This is a genomic window from Spirosoma sordidisoli (assembly GCF_004138325.1).
Taxonomy (GTDB): Bacteria; Bacteroidota; Bacteroidia; order Cytophagales; family Spirosomataceae; genus Spirosoma; species Spirosoma sordidisoli.
Genome location: NZ_SBLB01000005.1, coordinates 220963 through 243414, shown reverse-complemented (window position 1 = coordinate 243414; position 22452 = coordinate 220963). Strand labels below are relative to the sequence as shown.

The following is a 22452-nucleotide window of genomic DNA, read 5'->3' as shown; positions in this document are numbered from 1 at the left end:
TCATTTTTTCGTCAGATTAACCTTGATTCAACCAGCCTGCTAGATGGGGGGCAGGGTTTAGTCTGCCCCCCACTAAGACTATGGCAACTGCTCGCGGATGATAAAGAAGTTTTGTCCGGCAACATTGCCCGGATGATTCTTGGTTACGTTCTGGTAGATGTAGTTCACATCGTTACCTGTTCCCTGGTAGATGGTACGTCCATCCAGGTTCACGTCGCCTGTGTAGTAGCCATTCAGGATGTAGCTAGCGGCTCCTGTCGTATTAAACAGCTGACCATTGGGCCTTGTCGCTCCTTTAATCTGGACCGAAATTCCCGACACATCGTTATTGGTTCCCTGATAGATCACAGACTTATCATAGACTACATTACCGGCCCATAGCGCTACCCCCTGCGTCACGGTAATCTGCGACTGATTGACAGCCGAGGTTGTCGAGCGGTAGGTTGGGGTTGCAGGCGTACGGAAGTCGACCACCGTACCGGTTGCCGAGAGCGGAATGGCCGTTGCGGTCATCACACCCAGGTGGTTCCGGTGACGGACTGCCACAAAGTAGTTGCCCGGCGATGCCAGACTGAATACCATTGGCGAGACACCATCCAGCTCAACGATATCACCGTCGCGCTGAATCAGGGCGGCCCGGCTATCGACCACAGTCGACGAACTTGTCGGACTGCGGAGTTCAACAAATACCCAGTCGACAATGGCGTCGTTACCCGTGGTGGCAAATACAGCGCTGCTGCTCAGCGTGGGTGTTGGCGTCAAGGCCGTGAAATTGGTATATGGACTGCTGAGCGGTAAGAAGCCCTTCGAGCGCAGGTCATCACGCATAACCCCAGTTGGATCGGTCACCCCGAAGAGGGCACCCTGCAACCACGCTTTGGGCAGCAGTTGCAGACCCGCCACATCGTTCACCGTCATGTAGGCCGTGGCCGTGGTACACAACACCGGCGAACCGCTGTCGCACACCTGATAGGTGAAGTTGTCCGTACCTGTGAAGCCCGGCGCTGGCGTATACGTGTAGGTGCCGTTGGCGTTGAAGACCACCGTCCCGTTAGCTGGATTCGTCAACTTGGTGAACGTCAGCGGTTGACCATTCGGGTCAGAGTCGTTGGCCGCTACCGTACCTGTGGCTGGCGTGCCCTTCGTCGTTATGAGCTGATCGTCAATGGCTACCGGCGCTACGTTGGTTACACCCGATGGCTGGGTAGGATCTACCGTTACCGTCACCAGGGCTGTCGTACACAACGGCGTCGCGGCCTTGTCGCATACCTGATACGGGAAGCTTACCACACCCGTGAAGCCCACCGGTGGCGTATAAACTACCTGCCCGTTGACGATGCTGGCCGTACCGGTGGCAGGTTGCGAGACAATCGTCGGTGTGTTGAGCTGGCCGTTGACACTGGTCGCTGAATCAGGGTCGCTGTCGTTGGCCACGACGTTCACCGTCACGCTGGTGCCCGCCGTGGTCCGGGTGGCATCGTTGAGGGCAATCGGAGCGTTGTTGGTCAGCGCGTTAGGCTGAGTCACTGGCGTCAGGGTCAGCGTGCTGGTTGTACAAGCCGGTGGCGTAGCTGCGTCACAGACCTGGATTGGTACGGTCACCGGAGCCGTCTGGCTGGCCGGAGCTGTGTAGGTATAGCTGCCGTCGGGGCTCAGTGTGAAGCCAGCCGGTGGGGTACCAATGGTGCTGGCCGTCAGTTTGGTGCCCTCAGGGTCTTTGTCATTGGTCAGCACATTGCCCGACGTCGGCTTGCCCGGCACGAACGTGTTCACATCAGGATTGACGATCGGAGCCTGGTTGACCACATCATTCACCGTCATGTAGGCCGTGGCCGTGGTACACAACACCGGCGAACCGTTATCGCACACCTGATAGGTGAAGTTGTCCGTACCTACATAACCCGGTGCCGGGGTGTAGGTGTAGCTGCCGTTGGCGTTGAAGACCACCGTCCCGTTAGCTGGATTCGTCAACTTGGTGAACGTCAGCGTCTGGCCCGCGTTGGGGTCAGAGTCGTTGGCTGCTACCGTACCCGTGGCTGGCGTGCCCTTCGTCGTTATGAGCTGATCGTCAATGGCTACCGGCGCTACGTTGGTTACACCCGATGGCTGGGTAGGATCTACCGTTACCGTCACCAGGGCTGTCGTACACAACGGCGTCGCGGCCTTGTCGCATACCTGATACGGGAAGCTTACCACACCCGTGAAGCCCACCGGTGGCGTATAAACTACCTGCCCGTTGACGATGCTGGCCGTACCGGTGGCAGGTTGCGAGACAATCGTCGGTGTGTTGAGCTGGCCGTTGACACTGGTCGCTGAATCAGGGTCGCTGTCGTTGGCCACGACGTTCACCGTCACGCTGGTGCCCGCCGTGGTCCGGGTGGCATCGTTGAGGGCAATCGGAGCGTTGTTGGTCAGCGCGTTAGGCTGAGTCACTGGCGTCAGGGTCAGCGTGCTGGTTGTACAAGCCGGTGGCGTAGCTGCGTCACAGACCTGGATCGGCACGGTCACCGGAGCCGTCTGGCTGGCCGGAGCCGTGTAGGTGTATGAACCGTCGGGGCTCAACGTGAAGCCAGCTGGTGGCGTACCGATGGTGCTGGCTGTCAGTTTGGTGCCCTCAGGGTCTTTGTCGTTGGTCAGCACGTTGCCCGTCGTGGTTTTGCCCGGCACGAACGTGTTCACATCAGGATTGACGATCGGAGCCTGATTGACTGGCAACACCGTGATGGGTGCCACGACTGTCGTACACAAACCGCCCTGGTCGCACACCTGTATACACAGGCTCGTACTCGTGGGCTGACTGCCCGGCGTATAGGTCACACACAATGTATTTGTCACATTATTGACGCCCACCTGAGCCGTGCCACTCGATGGCTGACCGCACAGGCTGGCCGTGTGGGTGTCGCCCGTGTTGTCTACAATCGGCGTGCAAACAACCACCGGCGTGTTGGGCGTCGTCACAATCGGCACCGGCGTTACCTTCGGTGCTACCGGCAATACGCCCGGCGGGGTTGGATCCACTACCGTGATGGGCACCGTTACCGTGGTACACTGACCCGAGGGATCACACACGATTACGCACATGGCATCCTGACCCACGCTGCCCGAAGTCGGCGTGTAGTTGATGCACAGTTCGTGGGTGGTGTTGTTCACACTGGCCGTGGCTGTGCCCTTGCTCGGATTACCGCACACGCTCACCGTATGGGTATCGGCGGTGTTGGGGTCCTTGATAGGCATACACACCTGCACCGGTGTATTCTTCGGCGTCACGACCGGCACCACAATAACCACTGGCGGCTGGGGCGTAACGGCCGTGTTGCTGCTTGGGTTGATGACGATCGGAATGATGCTCTGTTTGCAGTTCCCGAAGCTGTCGCAGACCTGCACGCAGACCGAGGTCGAGGCCGGGCCTGAGGCTGGGGCGGTGTAGGTCAGGCACAACTGGCGGGTGGTGCTGTTGGCAGCCACGGTGGCCGTGCCGGTGCTGGGCTGTCCACAGATCGTAGCCGTGAAGCTATCGGTGGCATCAGCATCGGCGATAGGCATGCAAACCGTGGTCGACTTGCCGGGGTCTACGTTCACCGGTACCGGCACGATATACGGCGGATTACTCGTGTATACCTTGATGGTCGTGCTGCCGGCCGTAGCCACTGGCTTGGTACAACCCAGCGGCAGGCTTCCGTTCGTGGCGATAAACGTTACCACATAGTTACCTGGCTGCGTGAAGGTCAGGGAGGTTGTAGACCCTGTACCGCTCACGCTCAATACACCCGTTGTCGGGAATACCTTCCAGATCATGCCCTGGTTTGGCACACCGCCACTGGCGTTGAAGGTGGCCGACGTACCCACCAGCGTCGAATCTTTGCCGCTGGCTTCGATTACGTTGATTGGCGATGGAGCCGCGCAGGGATCGAGACCTACCGCAATCAGGGCAGAGCTTACTTTCTGCACAGGCGTACACGTCAGGTCACCCGCGTTGGTCATCGTGTAAACCACCCGGTACAGCCCTTCCTGACTGAACGTGATGGTTGAGGTCGTGGCTCCGTTGCCGCTGTTAGGCGAAGCACCCGTCGACGGAATGATCTGCCACTGGACGTTATTATAGGGCTGGCCTCCTACCAGGGTGAAGCTACCTGTCTGACCCGTTTTGATGGCCGCCACAGATGGCGACACCGTTACGGTGCTGGAACCAGGATAGTCACAAATTGGCGTCTGGGCCTTCACCCGGAAGTCGAGTGTCGACTGTACCGTACTGGGTACGTTACAACCGGCAGGCAGGCCGCTGTTGGTCTCTTCGAAAATGATCTGGTAGAAACCGGCGTTCAGGAATGTGATCGACGGGGTTACCGTACCCGTACCGCTGTTGGGTGAAGCCGTGCTCGACGGCGCCACAAACCAGCGTACGGTGCTGCCGCTACTGGCACCTACATAGCTGAATGACGTTGCTCCTCCGGCCAGTACACTGTTCGTACCGGGCACTACCTGACCGGGCGTTAATGGCGTACACGGAATAGCCGCGTTGACCGTTACGCTCACCGAACAGCTATTGCTGAACTGGGCCGAACTCACCGACAGGCTCCGCACACCACCCGTACCCGTTCCGTCATAGGCGATCGGAATGGCAACGGACGTCTGGCCCGCCGTCAGCGTAGTCACGAACGGCGATGGCGACGAGCCGAAGCCCGTACCCGATACCGTCAGCGTAACCGAACCGGGCTCTGCACCCGTAACCGGCATCGTTAACGTACCCGACGATGGCGCACCGGCTATAAACGTACCGGCTATGCTGGCGTTGGCGCAATCGAATGTATTGGCTGGGCAAACCTTAACGGCTAACTGGCTTGAGTACACCACGCAGGCACCTCCTACGGCCGTGAGGTTGGTACCGACGGTCAGCGTAGGCAGGGGCGTCTGGGTGTTGTCGTAGCTCACCAGATACACCAGGTAGTTACCCGTTGCCACGTTGGTCAGCGTGCTGCTGCCCGGAGCCGAGGCCTTCACAATTGTACCGTTGCCATCGGTCATGATCACCACATGGCTGTAGTTGCTGCCCGTCATGGCTGGCGTTGTCGTAAACACGACCGTGCCGCTGCTCTTGTCGCAGGTGGCCGATGAGCAGGCCGTTGGGCTGGTGCTGATCGTAGCCGGATTCGAGAAGGCATCCGAACAGCTCCCGCCGTTGTTGAGCACCGCCCGGTACTGCTGTCCGTTGGCGGCATTCACGAAGTTGTAATAGTTTTTACCGAACGTACCTGAGATGTCGGTCCAGTTTGCGCCGTTATTGACAGAGGTCTGCCATTTCACCACCGTACCCGTCTGGCCCGTGAGGGTCAGCGATCCTACATTGCTGATGCTACAAAGCGCACCGCCCGCGTAGGTAACGGTACCGCCTACGGTTGGGTTGGGGCACAGACTTACGGTCGTGAAGCTGGCCGTTGCGGGCGTACTCACACCCACCGTGTTGCTGGCCACCGCCGTTACCGTCTGCGAACCCACCGTAAAGGTCAGGCTCGTGCAGGTCCAGTTTCCGCTGGCATCGGCGGTTGTGATGCAGGTCTGGCCGTTTGGCCCAGCTACCGAAACCGAAGCCAGGGCTGTAGCCGTACCCGAAACAGGTGGGTTGGTGTTGCTAATCGTTATGTTCTTGGGGGCGGTGATCGCAATGGTCGGTACGGTACAGGCCGCATCCTGTACCGTTGCGCTCAGGCTGGTACCAATGGTTTGGCCGGTGTTGGCAATGGCGGGAACACCCATCGTGGCGGTGGTGCTGCCTACCGTGGTGCCCAGGTTCCGGCTTTCGCCGGTAGATCCACCCGCCATCGTGCTGCTGACCAGGTTGGCGGTCGTGAAGGCGGCTCCCCCTTCGAGGGCATCCGGGCAACCGTCGCCGTCAGAGTCCAGATCGAAGAAGTTGGCCACATTATCACCATCCGTATCACAACGTTTGGCGAGGACTGAAAAATCATCGAAATCAAGTGTACCCGTTGCACCGAAGAAGTAGTACCGGATTTTATGGGTCTTGTTAGCGGCTAATTCGATGCTGGGTACATTGATAAAATAATTCGTAGCAACTGCTGGCATGGGAAACGAAGACACCAGCAGCGTTGAGGTTGCAAAATTGTCACTCGAGTAAGCAACCCCCAGATTGTAAGCCCCCGACGAAATAACCGTCCTGGCCACGTATAGGCGCGACAAATAGGCGTTCAATGCCTGTGTCGAAAACGTATATTCAACATACTGGTTATTGGCAATTGCCTGAGCCAGGTTAGTTGACGTTATATTGGAAATCGTATAGGCAAAATTGTTGTTAACAGGTGCTGAAGTCAGGGTTAAGCCCGGTGCTGCGGTAAAGTTCTGCGGAGCGCTAAACACCCCCCCTAAGCCAGAGTTAGTCTGGTCATACCCAAATGGGTTCACTGTATTCGCGCCATTCCAAAGAACAGACAAATTTTCGGGACACTCGGCCGTATCCAGAATGCCGTCGTTGTCATCATCGAGGTCTTCAAAATCGGCTACGTTATCGCCATCCGCATCCTGACAGCCGTTAGCCATCGCATTCTGACTATTGCCGATGGTCTGTCCACAGACACCGGCCAGCGTCGGAATACCCGTAGTGGTACTCACCGCTCCGGTCAAACGTCCGGTAGCGTCTACATTAGTAGCGGCAAACTTGCTGCCACCCTCCCGTGCATCGAAGCAGTTGTCGTTGTCGCTGTCCCAGTCCAGATAGTTTGGCGTACCATCACCATCTGTGTCAGGGGTACTCAGCGTGCCAAAAACCGTATAGGCCGCGTTGGCTCCGTCCGCAAAACCCGCCGTTGTCTGACTGGCCCGGGTATCACTGGCCAGATCAGCCAGCGTATTATAGGCGATGACCGTGGCGAGCGAACCAGATACGATACGGTAAATTTTATTATTCGCATCAAAATAATCTAACGTATTGGAACTGGCATTGGCCGATATGGTTGTGGTTGAGCTTGACGTATTCGAGATCAGGTTGGCCAGACTTGAATACGCTACCATGTTGGTTCCCGAAATCCCGTAAATGGTGTTACCCTGCACAAAAAAGCCGGTAAAGGCCGAATAATTACCAACCATCGTGGTACTCGATGCCTGTGTATCAGTCACCAGGTTCGGATAGTTCTTGTACTCGACCAGGCGGTAGGGCAGCGCACCTAATAACAGACCTACCCGGTAGAAGCTACCGTTGTAGCTGAACCAGCCAATATCACCGTCCATTTGCCAGCTTACAGGTGAGTTTGCACTCTGTGTATCTGTAGATAGATTGGCGATGCCGGGGTAGGATATAGCAAAGGTCGTACTGCCGACCATACCGCCCCGCAGGATGGCACCGGGCATACCCTGTGAGTTGATGACACCGTCCATACGGCCATCGCAGTTGGCATCCAGCCCGTTATTCTCCCGTACATCGGTGATCCCATCGTTATCACTATCCAGATCCAGGGAGTTGATGATGCCATCGCTATCGACATCGCCGGTACCCTCGACTGTGTCCAGGACCCCGTCGTTATCGTCGTCGATATCCACTACGTCGGGGATACCATCGCCGTCGGCATCAGGAAGTGCCGGGCAAGCCGCATCCCGGGCAAAGGCATCCTGGCTGGTGCCGATGGTCTGGCCCGTACCGGCAACGGTAGGAATACCCATTGTGGCGGTGGTGCTGCCCACACAGGCCGTGGTGCTACACAGATTCTGGGTAACTCCCGTTGAGCCACCCGCCAGCGTTGAGCTAACCAGGTTGGCCGTGGTGAAGGCGGCTCCCCCTTCCAGCGCATCGGCGCAGCCGTCGCCATCAGAATCCAGGTCGAGAAAGTTGGCCACATTATCACCATCCGTATCACAACGTTTGGCGACGACTGAAAAATCATCGAAATCAAGTGTACCCGTTGCACCGAAGAAGTAGTACCGGATTTTATGGGTCTTGTTAGCGGCTAATTCGATGCTGGGTACATTGATAAAATAATTCGTAGCAACTGCTGGCATGGGAAACGAAGACACCAGCAGCGTTGAGGTTGCAAAATTGTCACTCGAGTAAGCAACCCCCAGATTGTAAGCCCCCGACGAAATAACCGTCCTGGCCACGTATAGGCGCGACAAATAGGCGTTCAATGCCTGTGTCGAAAACGTATATTCAACATACTGGTTATTGGCAATTGCCTGAGCCAGGTTAGTTGACGTTATATTGGAAATCGTATAGGCAAAATTGTTGTTAACAGGTGCTGAAGTCAGGGTTAAGCCCGGTGCTGCGGTAAAGTTCTGCGGAGCGCTGAACACACCACCTAAGGCCGAGCCAGTCTGGTCATACCCAAACGGGTTTACTGTATTCGCGCCATTCCAAAGAACAGACAAATTTTCGGGACACTCAGCCGAATCCAGAATACCATCGTTGTCATCATCGAGGTCAGCGAGGTCAGGGATACCATCACCGTCTGAGTCAGACGGAGCAGGTGCTTTACCCACTGCCAGCGCTGTAATACCCGCTATCATACTGCCGCTCAGGGTGCTGTTTTCCGTGTTGCCACTCGCACCCGCACTACCCGACAGGTTCACCCACTGCGAACCATTCCAACCCACCAGTCGAAGATCACTGGCCAGACCAAAGCTGCTCATGTTGGGTATGCTTACCGTCACGGTCAGCCCTACCGCATCGTTGGTCAAGTCCTGCCAGTCCCACATTCCCGCCGTACTCACCGCCGTAATGCCCGTACCCAGCGCCGTGGTGGCGTGAGTTCCCGCGCTGGGTGTAGTAGGATCAGTAGTAGAAGTGGGATCACCCACAATCCAGGCTACGCCAATCACCGAGGAGGCTGACCGGGTGCCGCTTACACCCAGCGAGCGGTAGTCGGTACCCGATCCCACCGGGAAACTGAAGGCCTGATTGGCTGCCGAGGCATAGTGCTTGACGTAGCCGTTGACGTTGTGGGTATCGTCGGCTCCTGAATAGACCGCTGTTCCGGTAGCGGCAAAGTAGCCCGGCGTGGCCGAACGGTCGGTGACCCAGGTGGTAGAAGTAGCCAGGCTAACCGTGCCAGAATTCACAGTCTCGCCCCCGGCAGGCACGAAGTTGCCAGTCTGTGCATGTACCACCATCGCACTCAGCAGACAACAGCACATCAGCCACAAGCGGCTGTATTTCCTTTGTCGATTAATAGTCATTTTAGATATCGATGTATTTGGCTAGTCCAGCAGGTGGACAGCACCAATGGTGATTGCGTAAATGCCGGGGGCTACGGTGACAGAACCAGGGTCCCAGGTCAGTCAATAGCCTTGAAACTGGTGACAGAAATATTGGCCGAGGGCACACCACACGCACTCGTTGCGACGAATACGGTAGCCGAGGCAGAGGTCACATTGATCGTAAAGGATACGCCATACTCCGTCTGCTGACCATTCACGATCGGAACTTTGCGGTTGTCCCTGTCGGTAAACTCAATGGTACCAGTCGTTACGCCAAGTACTATATCTGAGTAGGGGTATAATGTGCTGGAATACGCTAAGTTGCCGTTAGCCTGCATCGTGCCGCCCACAATGACGGTCCAGTAGCCAGTAGGCAAGGTCAGGGTTGTTGAGCCAAAAAACGTGATAGCACAGGTCACGTTGCTCAATGAGCCAGGGGTTCCCGTAATAACGGTTCGCGTTTGTTTACTCCGGGGAATCCAGGTGGCGTTTCCGGTGGCGTCTGAGGTAAGGGCAGCCCCGGCGGCAGGGGTACCGGCCCCTGGGAATGCAAGCGCACCATCAGCTTTTAAGGCCCCCGTGGTTTTGTCAACCGTTACTTTTTTGCCATTGCTGGCTTCTATCTCTAGGTTAGAGGTAGCGCTGATACTGGTAGGATTACTGCCGATTTTGACCTGAGCCTCAGCTATGGGAGATATAGCGAACAGCCCAATTAAAATAAGTAAATATGTTTTCATGGCTTTATTTGCTTTGAATTGATCTGACTGGTTGTTATTGGTAATCTGAGTGAACTGTTTACAGAAAAGGAGTTGGTGTTTAGTCTGTGTTCTCATTGCATAACTGTGTTGACAGGTGATACAGGTTTTCTGGTGCTTATTTTACAATCCCCCCCGGTTTCACGTCGCAATCCACCGAACAGGCCGAGGCACTGGTTAGCGTGACAAACGGCGCGGAGTTTGCATCGGCGCAACTGCCACCCGCGTTCACCACCGCCCGGAACTGCTGATTATTCTGCGCGTTGGAGAAGCTGATCTGCGTCAGACCCGCCGTGTTGCCAATGTCGGTCCAGTTCGTGCCACCATTGGTAGAGGTTTGCCACTTCACCACCGTGCCCGTCTGGCCCGTGAGGGTTATGGTGCCCGCATTAGTGGTGTTACACAACGCGCCACCCGTGTAGGTGGTCGAGCCCCCTACGCTTAGGTTGGGACATGCGTTTGCCACCGTGAAGCTGGCAATGGCTACGGTGCTGGTGCCGGCCGTGTTGCTGGCCACCGCCGTTACCGTCTGCGAACCCACCGTAAAGGTCAGGCTGGTGCAGGTCCAGCTACCGGCTGCGGTAGCCGTCGTGACGCAGCTTTGCCCGTTGGGGCCGTTTACCGTTACCGATGCCCCGGCCGTAGCCGTACCGCTGATGGGCGGATTGGTGGTGTTGACAACCACGTTATACGGGCTGTTGATGGTCAGGCTGGGCGGTAGGGTTGGCGTTGAGCAGTTGTTACACAGCTGAATGGTCGTATAGAATTCGGCCGTCGAGCCGGTCAGGTACGTTACCCCGATGCGCACGTCAGACAACGTACCCAGCAACTGAATGGAGCCGTTACCTTCCTGCCCGATCAGCACATGGCCGTCGATCTGGTGAAAGGTTTCCCAGCTATCGGTCTTCCGGACACAGAACTGAAGCGGGCTACCGGCAGCGTCGGTGAAGGTGTACTTCACCTGCGCGCCGGCAGATCCCAGGCTGTAGATATTGAGTATAGGGTCTTTTACGGTCGACGAAAACGTGAGGCTGTAGGAAAATGGGCCGGTGCCCGTTACCTGTGGTTCAGCCGCATTGTCGATGGCCACGCGGTTGCTGTTGGCCTGCACGGGGTTCCAGATGGCCGTGTTGGCAAATTCGTTCGGAAAACCGGTGTTGATGATGCTGCCTTTCAGCGTTACGTTCACGGTATTACCCTGTGCATCGGGCATGGTAGCCGTGGCCTGGCTGGCGGTAGCAGTCGTACTCCAGGCAGCAAAGCGGGGCGTCGGGCAGTCCTGTACCTGTGCTTCGGGGCATAGCACGCCAAAGGTGAGCCCAGTCCAGAACTCCGACGTGTTGCCGGTCAGGTACGTAGTCTCCATCCGAATGACCGTCACCGGCACATCGAAGCGGATGGTGCCGTTGCCCTCTTCGCCTTCGAGCTGGTTGCTGCCCACTTTGGCGAAGTTGGTTGCATTGTCGGTTTTCAGCACCGTAAACGGAATGGGGTTACCCGACGCGTCGGTGAACGTATAGCGAACCCGCTTGCCAGCCTGCCCCAGGCTGTAGACGTACATGAGCAGGTTGCTGATGGGGTTCGAGATGGTCCAGGTATACAGGAAGGGGCCGGTGCCGCTGGTCTGCGGTTCGGCGGCATTGTCGATGGCCACCCGGTCGGCATAGCGCGTCGGGAGGTAATAGGCACTGGCGTTGTTGAAATAGCCGGTGTAGTTGATGTTGATCATGCTGCCCGCCCCCACAATAGACGAGCCTTTGCCCGTAATGTCCATGATGGTGCCGACAACGGAATTGGGCGACACATTGGTCCATTTGGCGAAATTGGCGCCGTTGCACTTGCCGTTGATACCGTCTTGTGGCTCAGGTGCCGGGCAGGAGCCGACCAATTGAATGGAGGTAAAGTTTTCGGCCGTTGAGCCGGTTATGTAGGTGACCTGCATCCTGATCTGCTTCGGGCTACCGTCGAACTGAATCGTACCGTTGCCTTCCGCCCCTTCGAGCACATGGCCGGATAGTTGCCGGAAAGCCTCCCAGTCGTTGGTTTTGCGGACAATGAAGGTCAGCGGCTCGTTGTTTTCGTCGAAGAAGGTATAGCGAACCCGTATCGACGTACTGCCCAGGCTGCTAATGTTGAAGATGGGCTGGCGGAGGGGCGACGACAGTGTCCAGGTGTAGAGGAATGGCCCCGCGCCGGTTACCTGTGGCTCGGCCGCATTGTCGATGGCTACGCGCTCGCCCGCCGTGCTGTTGATATCCCAGTTAGTGGTATTGTTGAACTCGCCGGGGAATCCGATATTGACGATACTCCCGGTCAGGGTCACGCTTACGGGATTGCCCGACACATTGTCGGTTACGGTGCCAATGGCCTGACCGGCCGTATTCGATTGCCAGTCGACGATAGTGGGGGCCGGACAGGGCGCAAACGAAACATCGGGGCAGCGCACGCCAAACGTAACCGCCGTAAAGGCTTCGGATGTGCTGCCGCTCAGGTACGTTACCTCGATCCGCAGCGTACTGATCGCTCCCTGAAACTGAATGGTCCCGTTGCCTTCGTTGCCTTCCAGCTGATTGGCCGCCGAGGCATAGAACGTCTGGCTGTTGTCGGTTTTCCGAATCGTGAAATTGACCGGGTTGCCCGCGCCATCTTTAAACGTATACCGGATTTTCACCCCGGCATTACCCAGACTGAAAATGTTCATGAACGGGTTGGTTACCGCCTGCGAGAATGTCCAGGTATAGATAAACGGTCCTGTACCAGTCACCTGGGGTTCGGCCGCGTTGTCGAGGTTGACCGAATTGGCCTTGTTGGTATACGGGTCATAGGCCGCTTGCGATGAGGTGGGACTACCCAGCGCCAGCATACTGCCCGTTCCGGTCACGCTGATGGGCGTACCATCCAGGGCCGTCAGCGACCCCACCGCCGACGAAGCCGTCACGGTTGTCCAGTTAACCAGATTGGCTCCGCTACAGCGGATGTCGGCCTGCGCCTGAGCGGTTGTGCCGTTGGCAAACAGCCCCATAACCACCCACACCCAGGCCCATACTATGGCCCGGATGCGGTTCATGAATGCATAGCTACCCCGGCCGGGAAGGCTACTCTTCATGGTGGTTATGTAGATGTTTACGTGCATGTTACGGTGTTTATTAGTGTTCACTCTTACTCCCTTCTTTTCGCCCCTTCGATAGACTTTTCCCAACCTCAAAAGGGGACCAAAAGCTGGCGCTTCCTGAACTCCTTTTAAGGTTGGGAGTATTCCCTTAGTTTTTGTTAATCGTTCCCGGCTTCACGTCGCAATCCACCGAACAGGCCGAGGCACTGGTGAGCGTGACAAACGGCGCGGAGTTTGCATCGGCGCAACTGCCACCCGCGTTCACCACCGCCCGGAACTGCTGATTATTCTGCGCGTTGGAGAAGCTGATTTGTGTCAGCCCCGCCGTGTTACCAATGTCAGTCCAGCTTGTGCCACCGTTGGTAGAGGTTTGCCACTTCACCACCGTGCCCGTCTGGCCCGATAGCGTGAGAACGCCCTGGTTACTCACCGAGCAGAGCGGCAACGTACCTACCAGGGTCAGCGAACCACCCACCGATGGGTTGGGGCAACAGGCCACCGTGGTGGCCGTTACCTGCGTCACCGCCGTACCGCTGAAGCAGTTGGCCGTGGCGTCGAAGAAGGCCGCGAAGTACGTTCCTGCCGTTACACTGGTGATGTTAGTGATCCGGTTAGCCGCTGTAGCGGGTGTACCCGTGTGCCAGGTCAGCGTCGTGCTGGCAGGCTGGTTGGTCGCCGTGATCGTGCTCAGGTCGACCGTCGTGGCCGGACAAGTGTTGGCCTTGCTGGTGGCCGACAGGGCCGGAGCCAGTGTAGCTGAACAGCAGACCGTCGTGGTGGCCGTCACCTGCGTCACCGCCGTACCGCTGAAGCAGTTGGCTGTCGCGTCAAAGAAGGCCGCGAAGTACGTACCTGCCGTTACGCTGGTGATGTTTGTGATCCGGTTGCTCGCCGTAGCCGGGCTACCCGTGTGCCAAGTCAGCGTACTGCTGGCAGGCTGGTTGGTCGCCGTGATTGTGCTCAGGTCGACCGTCGTGGCCGGACAAGTGTTGGCCTTCGTCGTGGCCGACAGGGCCGGAGCCAGTGTAGCTGAACAGCAGACCGTCGTGGTGGCCGTCACCTGGGTCACCGCCGTGCCGCTGAAGCAGTTGGCCGTGGCATCGAAGAAGGCCGCGAAGTATGTACCTGCCGTTACGCTGCTGATGTTAGTGATCCGGTTGCTCGCCGTAGCCGGGCTACCCGTGTGCCAGGTCAGCGTCGTGCTGGCAGGCTGGTTGGTGGCCGTGATCGTGCTCAGGTCGACCGTCGTGGCCGGACAGGCGTTGGCTTTGCTGCTGGCCGACAGAGCCGGAGCCAGCGTGGCCGAACAGCAGACTGTCGTGGTAGCCGTTACCTGGGTCACCGCCGTACCGCTGAAGCAGTTGGCTGTCGCGTCGAAGAAGGCTGCGAAGTACGTGCCCGCCGTTACGCTGGTGATGTTGGTAATCCGGTTGCTTGCCGTAGCTGGGCTGCTCGTATGCCAGGTCAGCGTACTGCTGGCAGGCTGGTTGGTCGCCGTGATTGTGCTCAGGTCGACCGTCGTGGCCGGACAAGTGTTGGCCTTCGTCGTGGCCGACAGGGCCGGAGCCAGTGTAGCTGAACAGCAGGCTGCTGTAACCGCCGTGACGGGCGTTGTGGCCGAACCGCTGTAACAATCGGTCGACGCGTCGTACAGAGCCGCGAAGTACGTACCTGCCGCAACGGCCGAGACTGACGTGATGCGGTTAGCGGCCGTAGCTGTTGCACTCGTATGCCAGGTCAGCGATGTGCTGGCGGGTGCATTGCTCACCGTGATCGTGCTCAGGTCGACCGTCGTGGCCGGGCAGGCGTTGGCCTTGCTGGTGGCCGATAGCGTAGGCGCAATACCGGTAACCAGACAGCAGGCTGGGTCTTTTGCCGACGAATTCTGGCTGGTACCTGTCGTCTGCCCTGTTCCGGCAATGGTAGGTACACCCATCGTAGCCGTGGTGCTGCCAACTGGTGTTGGCAGGTTTTTGGTCACGTTGGTACTGCCACCGGCCATGGTGCTGCTCACCAGATTGCTCGTGGTAAAGGCCGCGCCACCTTCAAGGGCGTCCGCACATCCGTCACCGTCCGAATCGAGATCTAGGCTGTTGACGATACCGTCGCCGTCCAGATCACAGGCTCCCGGAACAGAGACACCATTTATAATAAAATCAAACTGGGTCGCAACGGTCGATACATCGGTGAACCGTATGGTGGTCGACGTAGAGGTTGGCGTGAAATTAAGCGTCTCAATCGTCCAGGGAATTCCGAACGTTTTCGTGACTGTCTTCGTGGCTATGACCGTACTACCAGCCAATACATCCACTCGGACGCTCACGTTACCGGCCGTGTTTCCGCCCCATCCTACGGCGTTGAATTTCAGTTGTAAGCCCTGATTCGGAATCGTTGAAATCGTCTGGCTCAGTACGCCGGTTGGCGCAGAATCGCCGTAATTGAAGGAGAATTGAGGTAACAAATTGTAGAATACGTTGCCGGTTTTCGTCCAGCCGGTAAATCCATTGGCACCACTGCCATTAATGATTTTCTCGCAGTCACCTTCCTCAACCGTATCCAGAATACCGTCATTGTCGTCGTCCAGATCATCCAAATCCAGTACGCCGTCGCCATCGGTATCGATACAGCCATTAACCGCCCCGTTTTGACTGATTCCAATCGTTTGACCCATACCGGCAATCGTCGGCACACCCATCGTAGCAGTCGTACTGCCAACGGTATTACCTAAGTTTTGCGTAACCGGCACGGGAGACGTACCGTTGAAACCGGCACCGCTGTTACCACCCGACATCGTACTGCTCACCAGATTGCTGGTGATAAAGGCCGCGCCACCTTCAATGGCATCGGGGCAACCGTCACCATCTGAATCCAGATCCAGACTATTGATAATGCCGTCATTATCTGCATCCGCATTGACACAGGATAGCGATGATACCGATTGAATGGCAATATCATCCGCCAAGCCAGGAGAGGGACCACCCGTGAACAGGAGTTGGAACACACCCGACGGAGGCACGCCGGTCGGTAGCGTAATGACCAGGTTTGACTTAGCCGAGACAGCCCCGAGGATTACCCCAGGCAACGACGTGATGTTGACCGTCGCGCCATTATTACCCACGATTGTGGGTGAGTTGAGCAAGCCGGTATTGACCGTGGCATAGGTCACCCCATTGTACTTGACCTCCAGCACCGATTGGCCCGCAGGATCAGAAACAGACGAGGTATTTTGCCAGGCCAGTCCATTCAACATGATGGTCCCCCCCGGGTAAATGCCGGAAATCGGTTGAGAAATGAACGACGTAACGTTGTCGCGCAGGAAGTAGAGACCATCCGGCACAAAGGCCACCCTTCCGTAGGTCGACGGATAGTTTGCTGAATACGTACCACCGACTGTCCAGCCAGCCAGCACATCAACCGATCCACCCGTGGTGGGGAATACGCCGTTTTGAATGAGTTCTACACAAGATACCTCGGCCACATCCAGAATGCCATCGTTATCGTCGTCCAGATCGTTGATATCTGCAACGCCATCACCATCCGTATCGATACATTCGTTCAGCGACGAGTTCTGACTGTAGCCGACGGTCTGGCCGGTGCCCGCCGTGACGGGTACGCCCATCGTAGCCGTGCCGCTGCCGACAGGTGTGGGCAGGTTTTTGGTCACGTTGGTACTGCCACCGGCCATGGTACTGCTCACCAGATTCGACGTGGTAAAGGCCGCGCCACCTTCAAGGGCATCGGGGCAACCGTCACCATCCGAATCCAGATCCAGACTATTGATAATACCATCATTATCTGAATCAAGTCCACACGCACCAACCACCGATATGCCTGATATGATCGGGTCAAATTGGCTGGTAACCGTCGACAAATCCGTAAAACGAATGGTGGTTTGATTCGTCTTCGGTAAGAAACTCAGCGTTTCGTTGGTGAATGGATTACCAAACGTCTTCGTGACCGTTTTGGTGGCAATTACTGTGCTGCCCGTCAGCACATCCACTCTGAGGCTGGCGTTGCCAGCGGTATTCGACCCAAACCCTACCATATCAAACTTCACTTGTAAGGGTTGATTGGGAACCGTTGAAATCATCTGACTCAGTACGCCGGTGGCTGGAGTCTCGTTATTGTTAAAAATAATTTGCGGATTCGTGTTCGACACGACGTTGCCCGTAACCGTCCAGCCTGCCAGGTTATTCTGACCACTGCCGTTAGCTACTTTCTCACAGGCAGGATCTTCCACCGTATCCAGAATACCGTCGTTATCATCGTCCAGATCGGTGCTGTCGAGTACGCCATCACCATCATAGTCAGGTTGTGGGCAGGCCGCATCCTGAACGGCCCCATTCTGGCTGGTACCGACAGTCTGCCCTGTACCCGCCGTTACGGGCACACCCATCGTGGTGACGGTGTTACCCACTACGTTGCCCAGGTTGCTTGTCACATTAGAGGAACCACCCGCCATGGTGCTGCTCACCAGGTTGGCTACCGTGAAGTTGGCTCCCCCTTCAATGGCATCGGCGCAGCCATCACCGTCTGAATCCAGGTCAATGTGGTTAGGGATATTATCACCATCCGTATCACATTTAGCAACAGTTAAACTGAACGTAGATGTTTGACCAGCAAACGGACTTGCGATAAAATCTTCACTGGTTCCGAAATTCCCAGCAAATGTCTGCACACTCCACGTACCGGTCTTTGAATACCCCGCTCCTGCATTATCCACCACAACTGATGAAGTTCCGTTCGTAAACAAGAAGGCATCCGATAGTAAGAAGGCGTTATTTGCCCCTACAGAGGATATGGTTGCCGTGATTTTCCCGTTTGCATCTGGCATCACATTAGAGGCAATGGGTGTCCAGTTAAATCCTCCGTTATTAAATGTGCCAGCAATCGTCTGATTCCAGGTCACGGTCGATGAGGAAAACCCAGTGACTATGACTTGTACATTTGTCGCAAAAGTTGATGCTGTCCTGGCAAAAGCATATACATTCCAGGCACCCAGATTAGGACATTCAGCCGTATCCAGAATACCGTCGTTATCATCGTCGAGGTCGGACAAATCGACCACGCCGTCTGCATCGCTATCTGTACACTCGTTTAATGCTCCGTTTTGACTAATGCCAACAGTCTGACCCGTTCCCGCCGTGACGGGTACACCCATCGTGGTTGTCGTACTACCTACCACATCACCCAGGTTTTGTGACACGCTGGTCGAACCGCCGTCCATGTCGCTATCGACCAGATCGGTTACCCTGAACGACCCACCGCCTTCAACCGCGTCGGCGCAGCCATCGGCGTCCGAATCCAGATCCAGCGAGTTTGGAATGCCATCGTTGTCGGTATCACAATACAGAATCGATACGTTATCGAGCTGCACATCGATTCCCAATGTTGCCTGACTGATATCCGTGAACCGGATGCGGGTAGTGGTACCCGTAGCCACAAACCCCAACGCACCGTTTACAAGAGGTGTGTTGGCCGCGCGTTGTAGCGAGGTAGTAGCCAGCACCGAACCGGTAGAAACATCCAGTACATCGACCTGCACCCCTACCGAACCACTATTTCCCCCAGAAGCCAGCATCTCAAACGTCAGCGTAGCCCGTTGCCCAACCCGGGTCTGAATGACCTGTGACGCCACTCCATTGGGCGTCGTGTTGGAGCCGTTGAAATACAGTTTACTGTCTGTGCTAAAAACCCCTACGTTCCCTGTAAACGTCCAGCCCGCTGAGATGGAGCTGAAATCACCATTGTTCACCAGTTGGCAGGCCATTTCGGCCGTATCCAGGATGCCATCGTTGTCGTCATCCAGATCAACAACGTCGTCATAGCCGTCAGCATCCGAATCCGTACAGCCGTTCAGGCCAGGCGTTTGGCTGATACCCAGCGTTTGACCGGTACCGGCTACCGTTGGTATGCCGGTTGCGCCTACGGTGGTACCCAGATTTTGGTTGACCGGCGAGGGCGAAGAGCCGTTGAAGCCCGTGCCGCTATTGCCGCCAGCCATGGTACTGCTGACCAGGTCGGTCAGCTTAAATGGGCCTCCGCCTTCGACGGCATCCGGGCAACCCTCACCGTCGGAGTCCAGGTCCAGTTGGTTGGCAATCGCATCGCCATCGGTATCGGCCAAACAGGTTGCTAAAAAGCCGAAAGAATCAAAGATAGTTCCTCCCCCACCATACGGATAAACCCGCACAAAGTAGGTTGTTCCCCGAGCCAGTTTAAAGGGGTTGGGCAGGCTTACACTGAAAAAGTTCGAGTTGGCATTGTTGGGGTTAGCCCCGTCGTAGAGCAGCGTGCTGGTCGCAAACGTCGGGTCGCTCGAGATGCGAATACCTATTTTCTGGAACGGAGCGGTACTCTGGAACGATGCCCACTGGTCCAGGGTATAATCGACCGTAGCCGTGGCCGAGGTGGCCATTGTAAACTGCATGTAATCGTTGCCGGCTACTGCCCCGGCCAGATTGGTGGCGGTAGCACCACTGATAACCCAGGAATCTCCCGAAGATCCCAGTGTAATGCCCGGTCCAGTCGTGATCGAAGTTGTTTCCAAAACAACCGGGCTTAAGCTGTTGATCTGAAGGGTGCCGGGCAGTGGAATGCCATTGTTATCCCAGCTTAAGTGGGGCGTACCGGTTAACGGAAGCATGCAGGTGTTTTCGGCCGTGTCCAGAATGCCGTCGTTGTCGTCGTCGAGGTCCTCGATGTCGGCTACCGTATCGCTATCGCTGTCGGTACAGCCATTTAATCCTGCCAATTGGCTAACACCCACCGTTTGGCCAGTGCCTGCCACGGTTGGCACCCCGTTGGTTCCTACGGTAGTACCCAGATTCTGGGTGACTGGCGATGTCGACATACCTATGTAGCCAGTGCCACTGTTACCACCCGGCAAGATACTATTGACCAGATCGGCTACTTTGAACGACGCTCCGCCTTCGACGGCATCCGGGCAACCGTCACCATCGGAGTCCAGATCGAGCGAGTTGGCAATACCATCGTTGTCGGTATCGCAATAGAGAATCGATACATTATCAATCCTGGCATCGATTACTAACGTAGCCTGGCTAATGTCGGTGAACCGAATGCGGGTGCTGGTACCCGTAGCCGTAAAGGCCAGAGGAACAGTAACAGTAGGTGTATTGGCCGTCCGCAGCAGCGAGGTGGTGGCCAGTACCGTGCCCGTACTCACATCCAGTACATCGATTCGAACCCCGACCAAACCGGCCCCGGCTCCGGCTGCGACAAAGTCGAACGTCAGCATAGCCCGTTGCCCAGCCCGGGTCTGAATATCCTGCGTAGCAATCCCGTTTGGAGTGACATCGGAGCCATTGAAGAACAGAAAACCGCCGGTAATACCTACGTTATTCGTAAATGACCAGCCTGCGGTAGTAGACGCAAAATCACCGTTCTCTATCAGTTGGCAGTTCATTTCATCCGTGTCCAGAATGCCGTCGTTATCATCGTCGAGGTCCTCAACGTCGGCAACCGTATCGTCTTCACTGTCGATACAGCCGTTGAGTGATCTAAACTGGCTGAAACCAACCGTTTGGCCCGTACCAGCCACAGTAGGTATACCGGTTGCGCCTACGGAGATACCCAGATTCTGGGTAACCGGCGATGTCGATATGCCGTTATATCCCACACCGCTGTTGCCGCCAGCCATGGTGCTGTTAACCAGATTGGTCGATCTAAACGGCCCACCGCCTTCGATGGCATCGGCACAACCGTCGCCGTCGGAGTCCAGATCGAGTGAATCAGGAATACCGTCGTTATCGGTATCGCAATACAGGATCGATACGTTATCAATCGCTACGTCAATTGAGAGCGTAGCCTGGCTAATGTCGGTAAACCGAATACGAATGCTGCTCCCCGTAGCCGTAAAGGGAATGGAGATATTGGAACTGGGCGTGCCCGCTGTGCTGGTGAGCGATGTCGTTCCCAGTACCGTGCCAGTGCTTACGTCCAGTACATCAGCCGTAACACCTATCGTACCGGTACCTGCCCCGGCTGCGACAAAGTCGAACGTCAGCATAGCCCGTTTCCCCGCCCGGGTCTGAATATCCTGCGTGGCGATCCCGTCCGGCGTGGTATTAGTACCGTTAAAGAAAAGCGTGCCGCCGGTAATGCCCACGTTACCCGTAAACGACCAGCCCCCTGTGGTAGACGCAAAATCGCCGTTGGTCACCAGTTGGCAGGTCATTTCGGCCGTATCCAGAATACCGTCGTTATCGTCGTCGAGGTCAACGCTATCGTCTACATTGTCGCCGTCACTATCTAAGGCCAGCGCGCTTCTGGCGCGCATAAAGCTGGCGGTTGCCGGGCTTTTATGGCCAACCGGTTCCGGAGCCACTGTACCGGTGTAGCTCCGCACAGCCGTCAGTACAGCTGGTTTCCGTTCGGCCAGCGCAGGCCAGCCCATGTTCAGGAGCATGAACGCGCAGAGAACCACAAAGCGTATGACAGCAGGCTTCAGGCCAGGCCAGTCTAACGCACAAAGGGCACGAAGAAGCGTCCGCACCTGTAGTTTGCTGTATGTCTTGAAGGTAAAAAGATCCATTCCTGTTACGGTCTAAATGAATGTGGTAGGTAGTTCGACTTTATATATAGGCATGCATGTAGCGACATGCAGTCTGGCGATGAAGCTGTGGGGGATGGTCCGGCGCGTAATAACCTGGCTTAGGACTAACAGCATAGAAGCTGTCCCATCGATAAAAATCGGTACGGGCTTCAGCCAGATCAGCCCCATCAACAAGAGCAGGCAGCAGACCCGTAATGGCTGCATATAAGAAGCCGACTACATATAACCAGGTTCTGAAAACCCGAGCTGCGGCTTCTTCCTTAGTGTATCGAGCGACGGTAAATCTGGTCATGCACTCCTCCCTGTCTGCGTTTGTTTGCTGTTCCTTCTGTACGTCACCGAGTCTTTGTAAACCAGCGGTCCTTTTTATGCGGGGACACTGGTTTAAAAGAAGCCATCAACAGCCGGCAACACTCCCGGCTCCCAATCGCGGAACAGATGAACATTCCTGGGGTCGCCTACAGTATGCGCTGCTGCATCTGGCAAATCGATACGTATGTAAAATGATGTTGATAAACAGGGGTCGGTGAGTCATGCAACTCACCGACCCCTCGCATACTCAGGATAAGCCAAACTATTGCCAACCGGGACCAACGAACGCTCAAATCATACGTGTGTGCAGATTTTCTATCTGAATGATCTTTTTATATCATGAATGCCCATTTTCCTGATTCGAGTGAGCCATACTGTAGTGACTTAATTCTACCGAATAATGACATACGCTGACTTTAGGCCTTTTTTACACGAAATCAGCTTTTTTATATACGTACCTAAAAGTTTGTGATATGTATTTGAGTATTTTTACCCAGTTTTTT

4 protein-coding genes are annotated in these 22452 nt (G+C 56.2%); all 4 read right to left on the bottom strand.

What is annotated here, in order from left to right; all coding sequences use genetic code 11:
* Nucleotides 1-78: 78 nt before the first annotated feature.
* The gene (locus tag EQG79_RS18885) at nt 79-9057 is read right to left on the bottom strand and encodes an Ig-like domain-containing protein (RefSeq protein ID WP_206445600.1); all 8979 of its coding nucleotides are present in this window, start codon (nt 9055-9057) and stop codon (nt 79-81) included.
* Between the two features lie 215 nt (nt 9058-9272).
* Entirely contained in the window at nt 9273-10028 is a 756-nt protein-coding gene (locus EQG79_RS18880) for a hypothetical protein (protein ID WP_129603194.1), read from the bottom strand.
* A gap of 40 nt (nt 10029-10068) precedes the next feature.
* Nucleotides 10069-13083, bottom strand: coding sequence for an Ig-like domain-containing protein (locus EQG79_RS18875; protein WP_206445599.1), 3015 nt, complete (start codon nt 13081-13083; stop codon nt 10069-10071).
* A 127-nt stretch (nt 13084-13210) separates the two neighbouring features.
* The gene (locus EQG79_RS18870; RefSeq protein ID WP_129603190.1) at nt 13211-21616 is read right to left on the bottom strand and encodes a hypothetical protein; all 8406 of its coding nucleotides are present in this window, start codon (nt 21614-21616) and stop codon (nt 13211-13213) included.
* Nucleotides 21617-22452 lie beyond the last annotated feature (836 nt).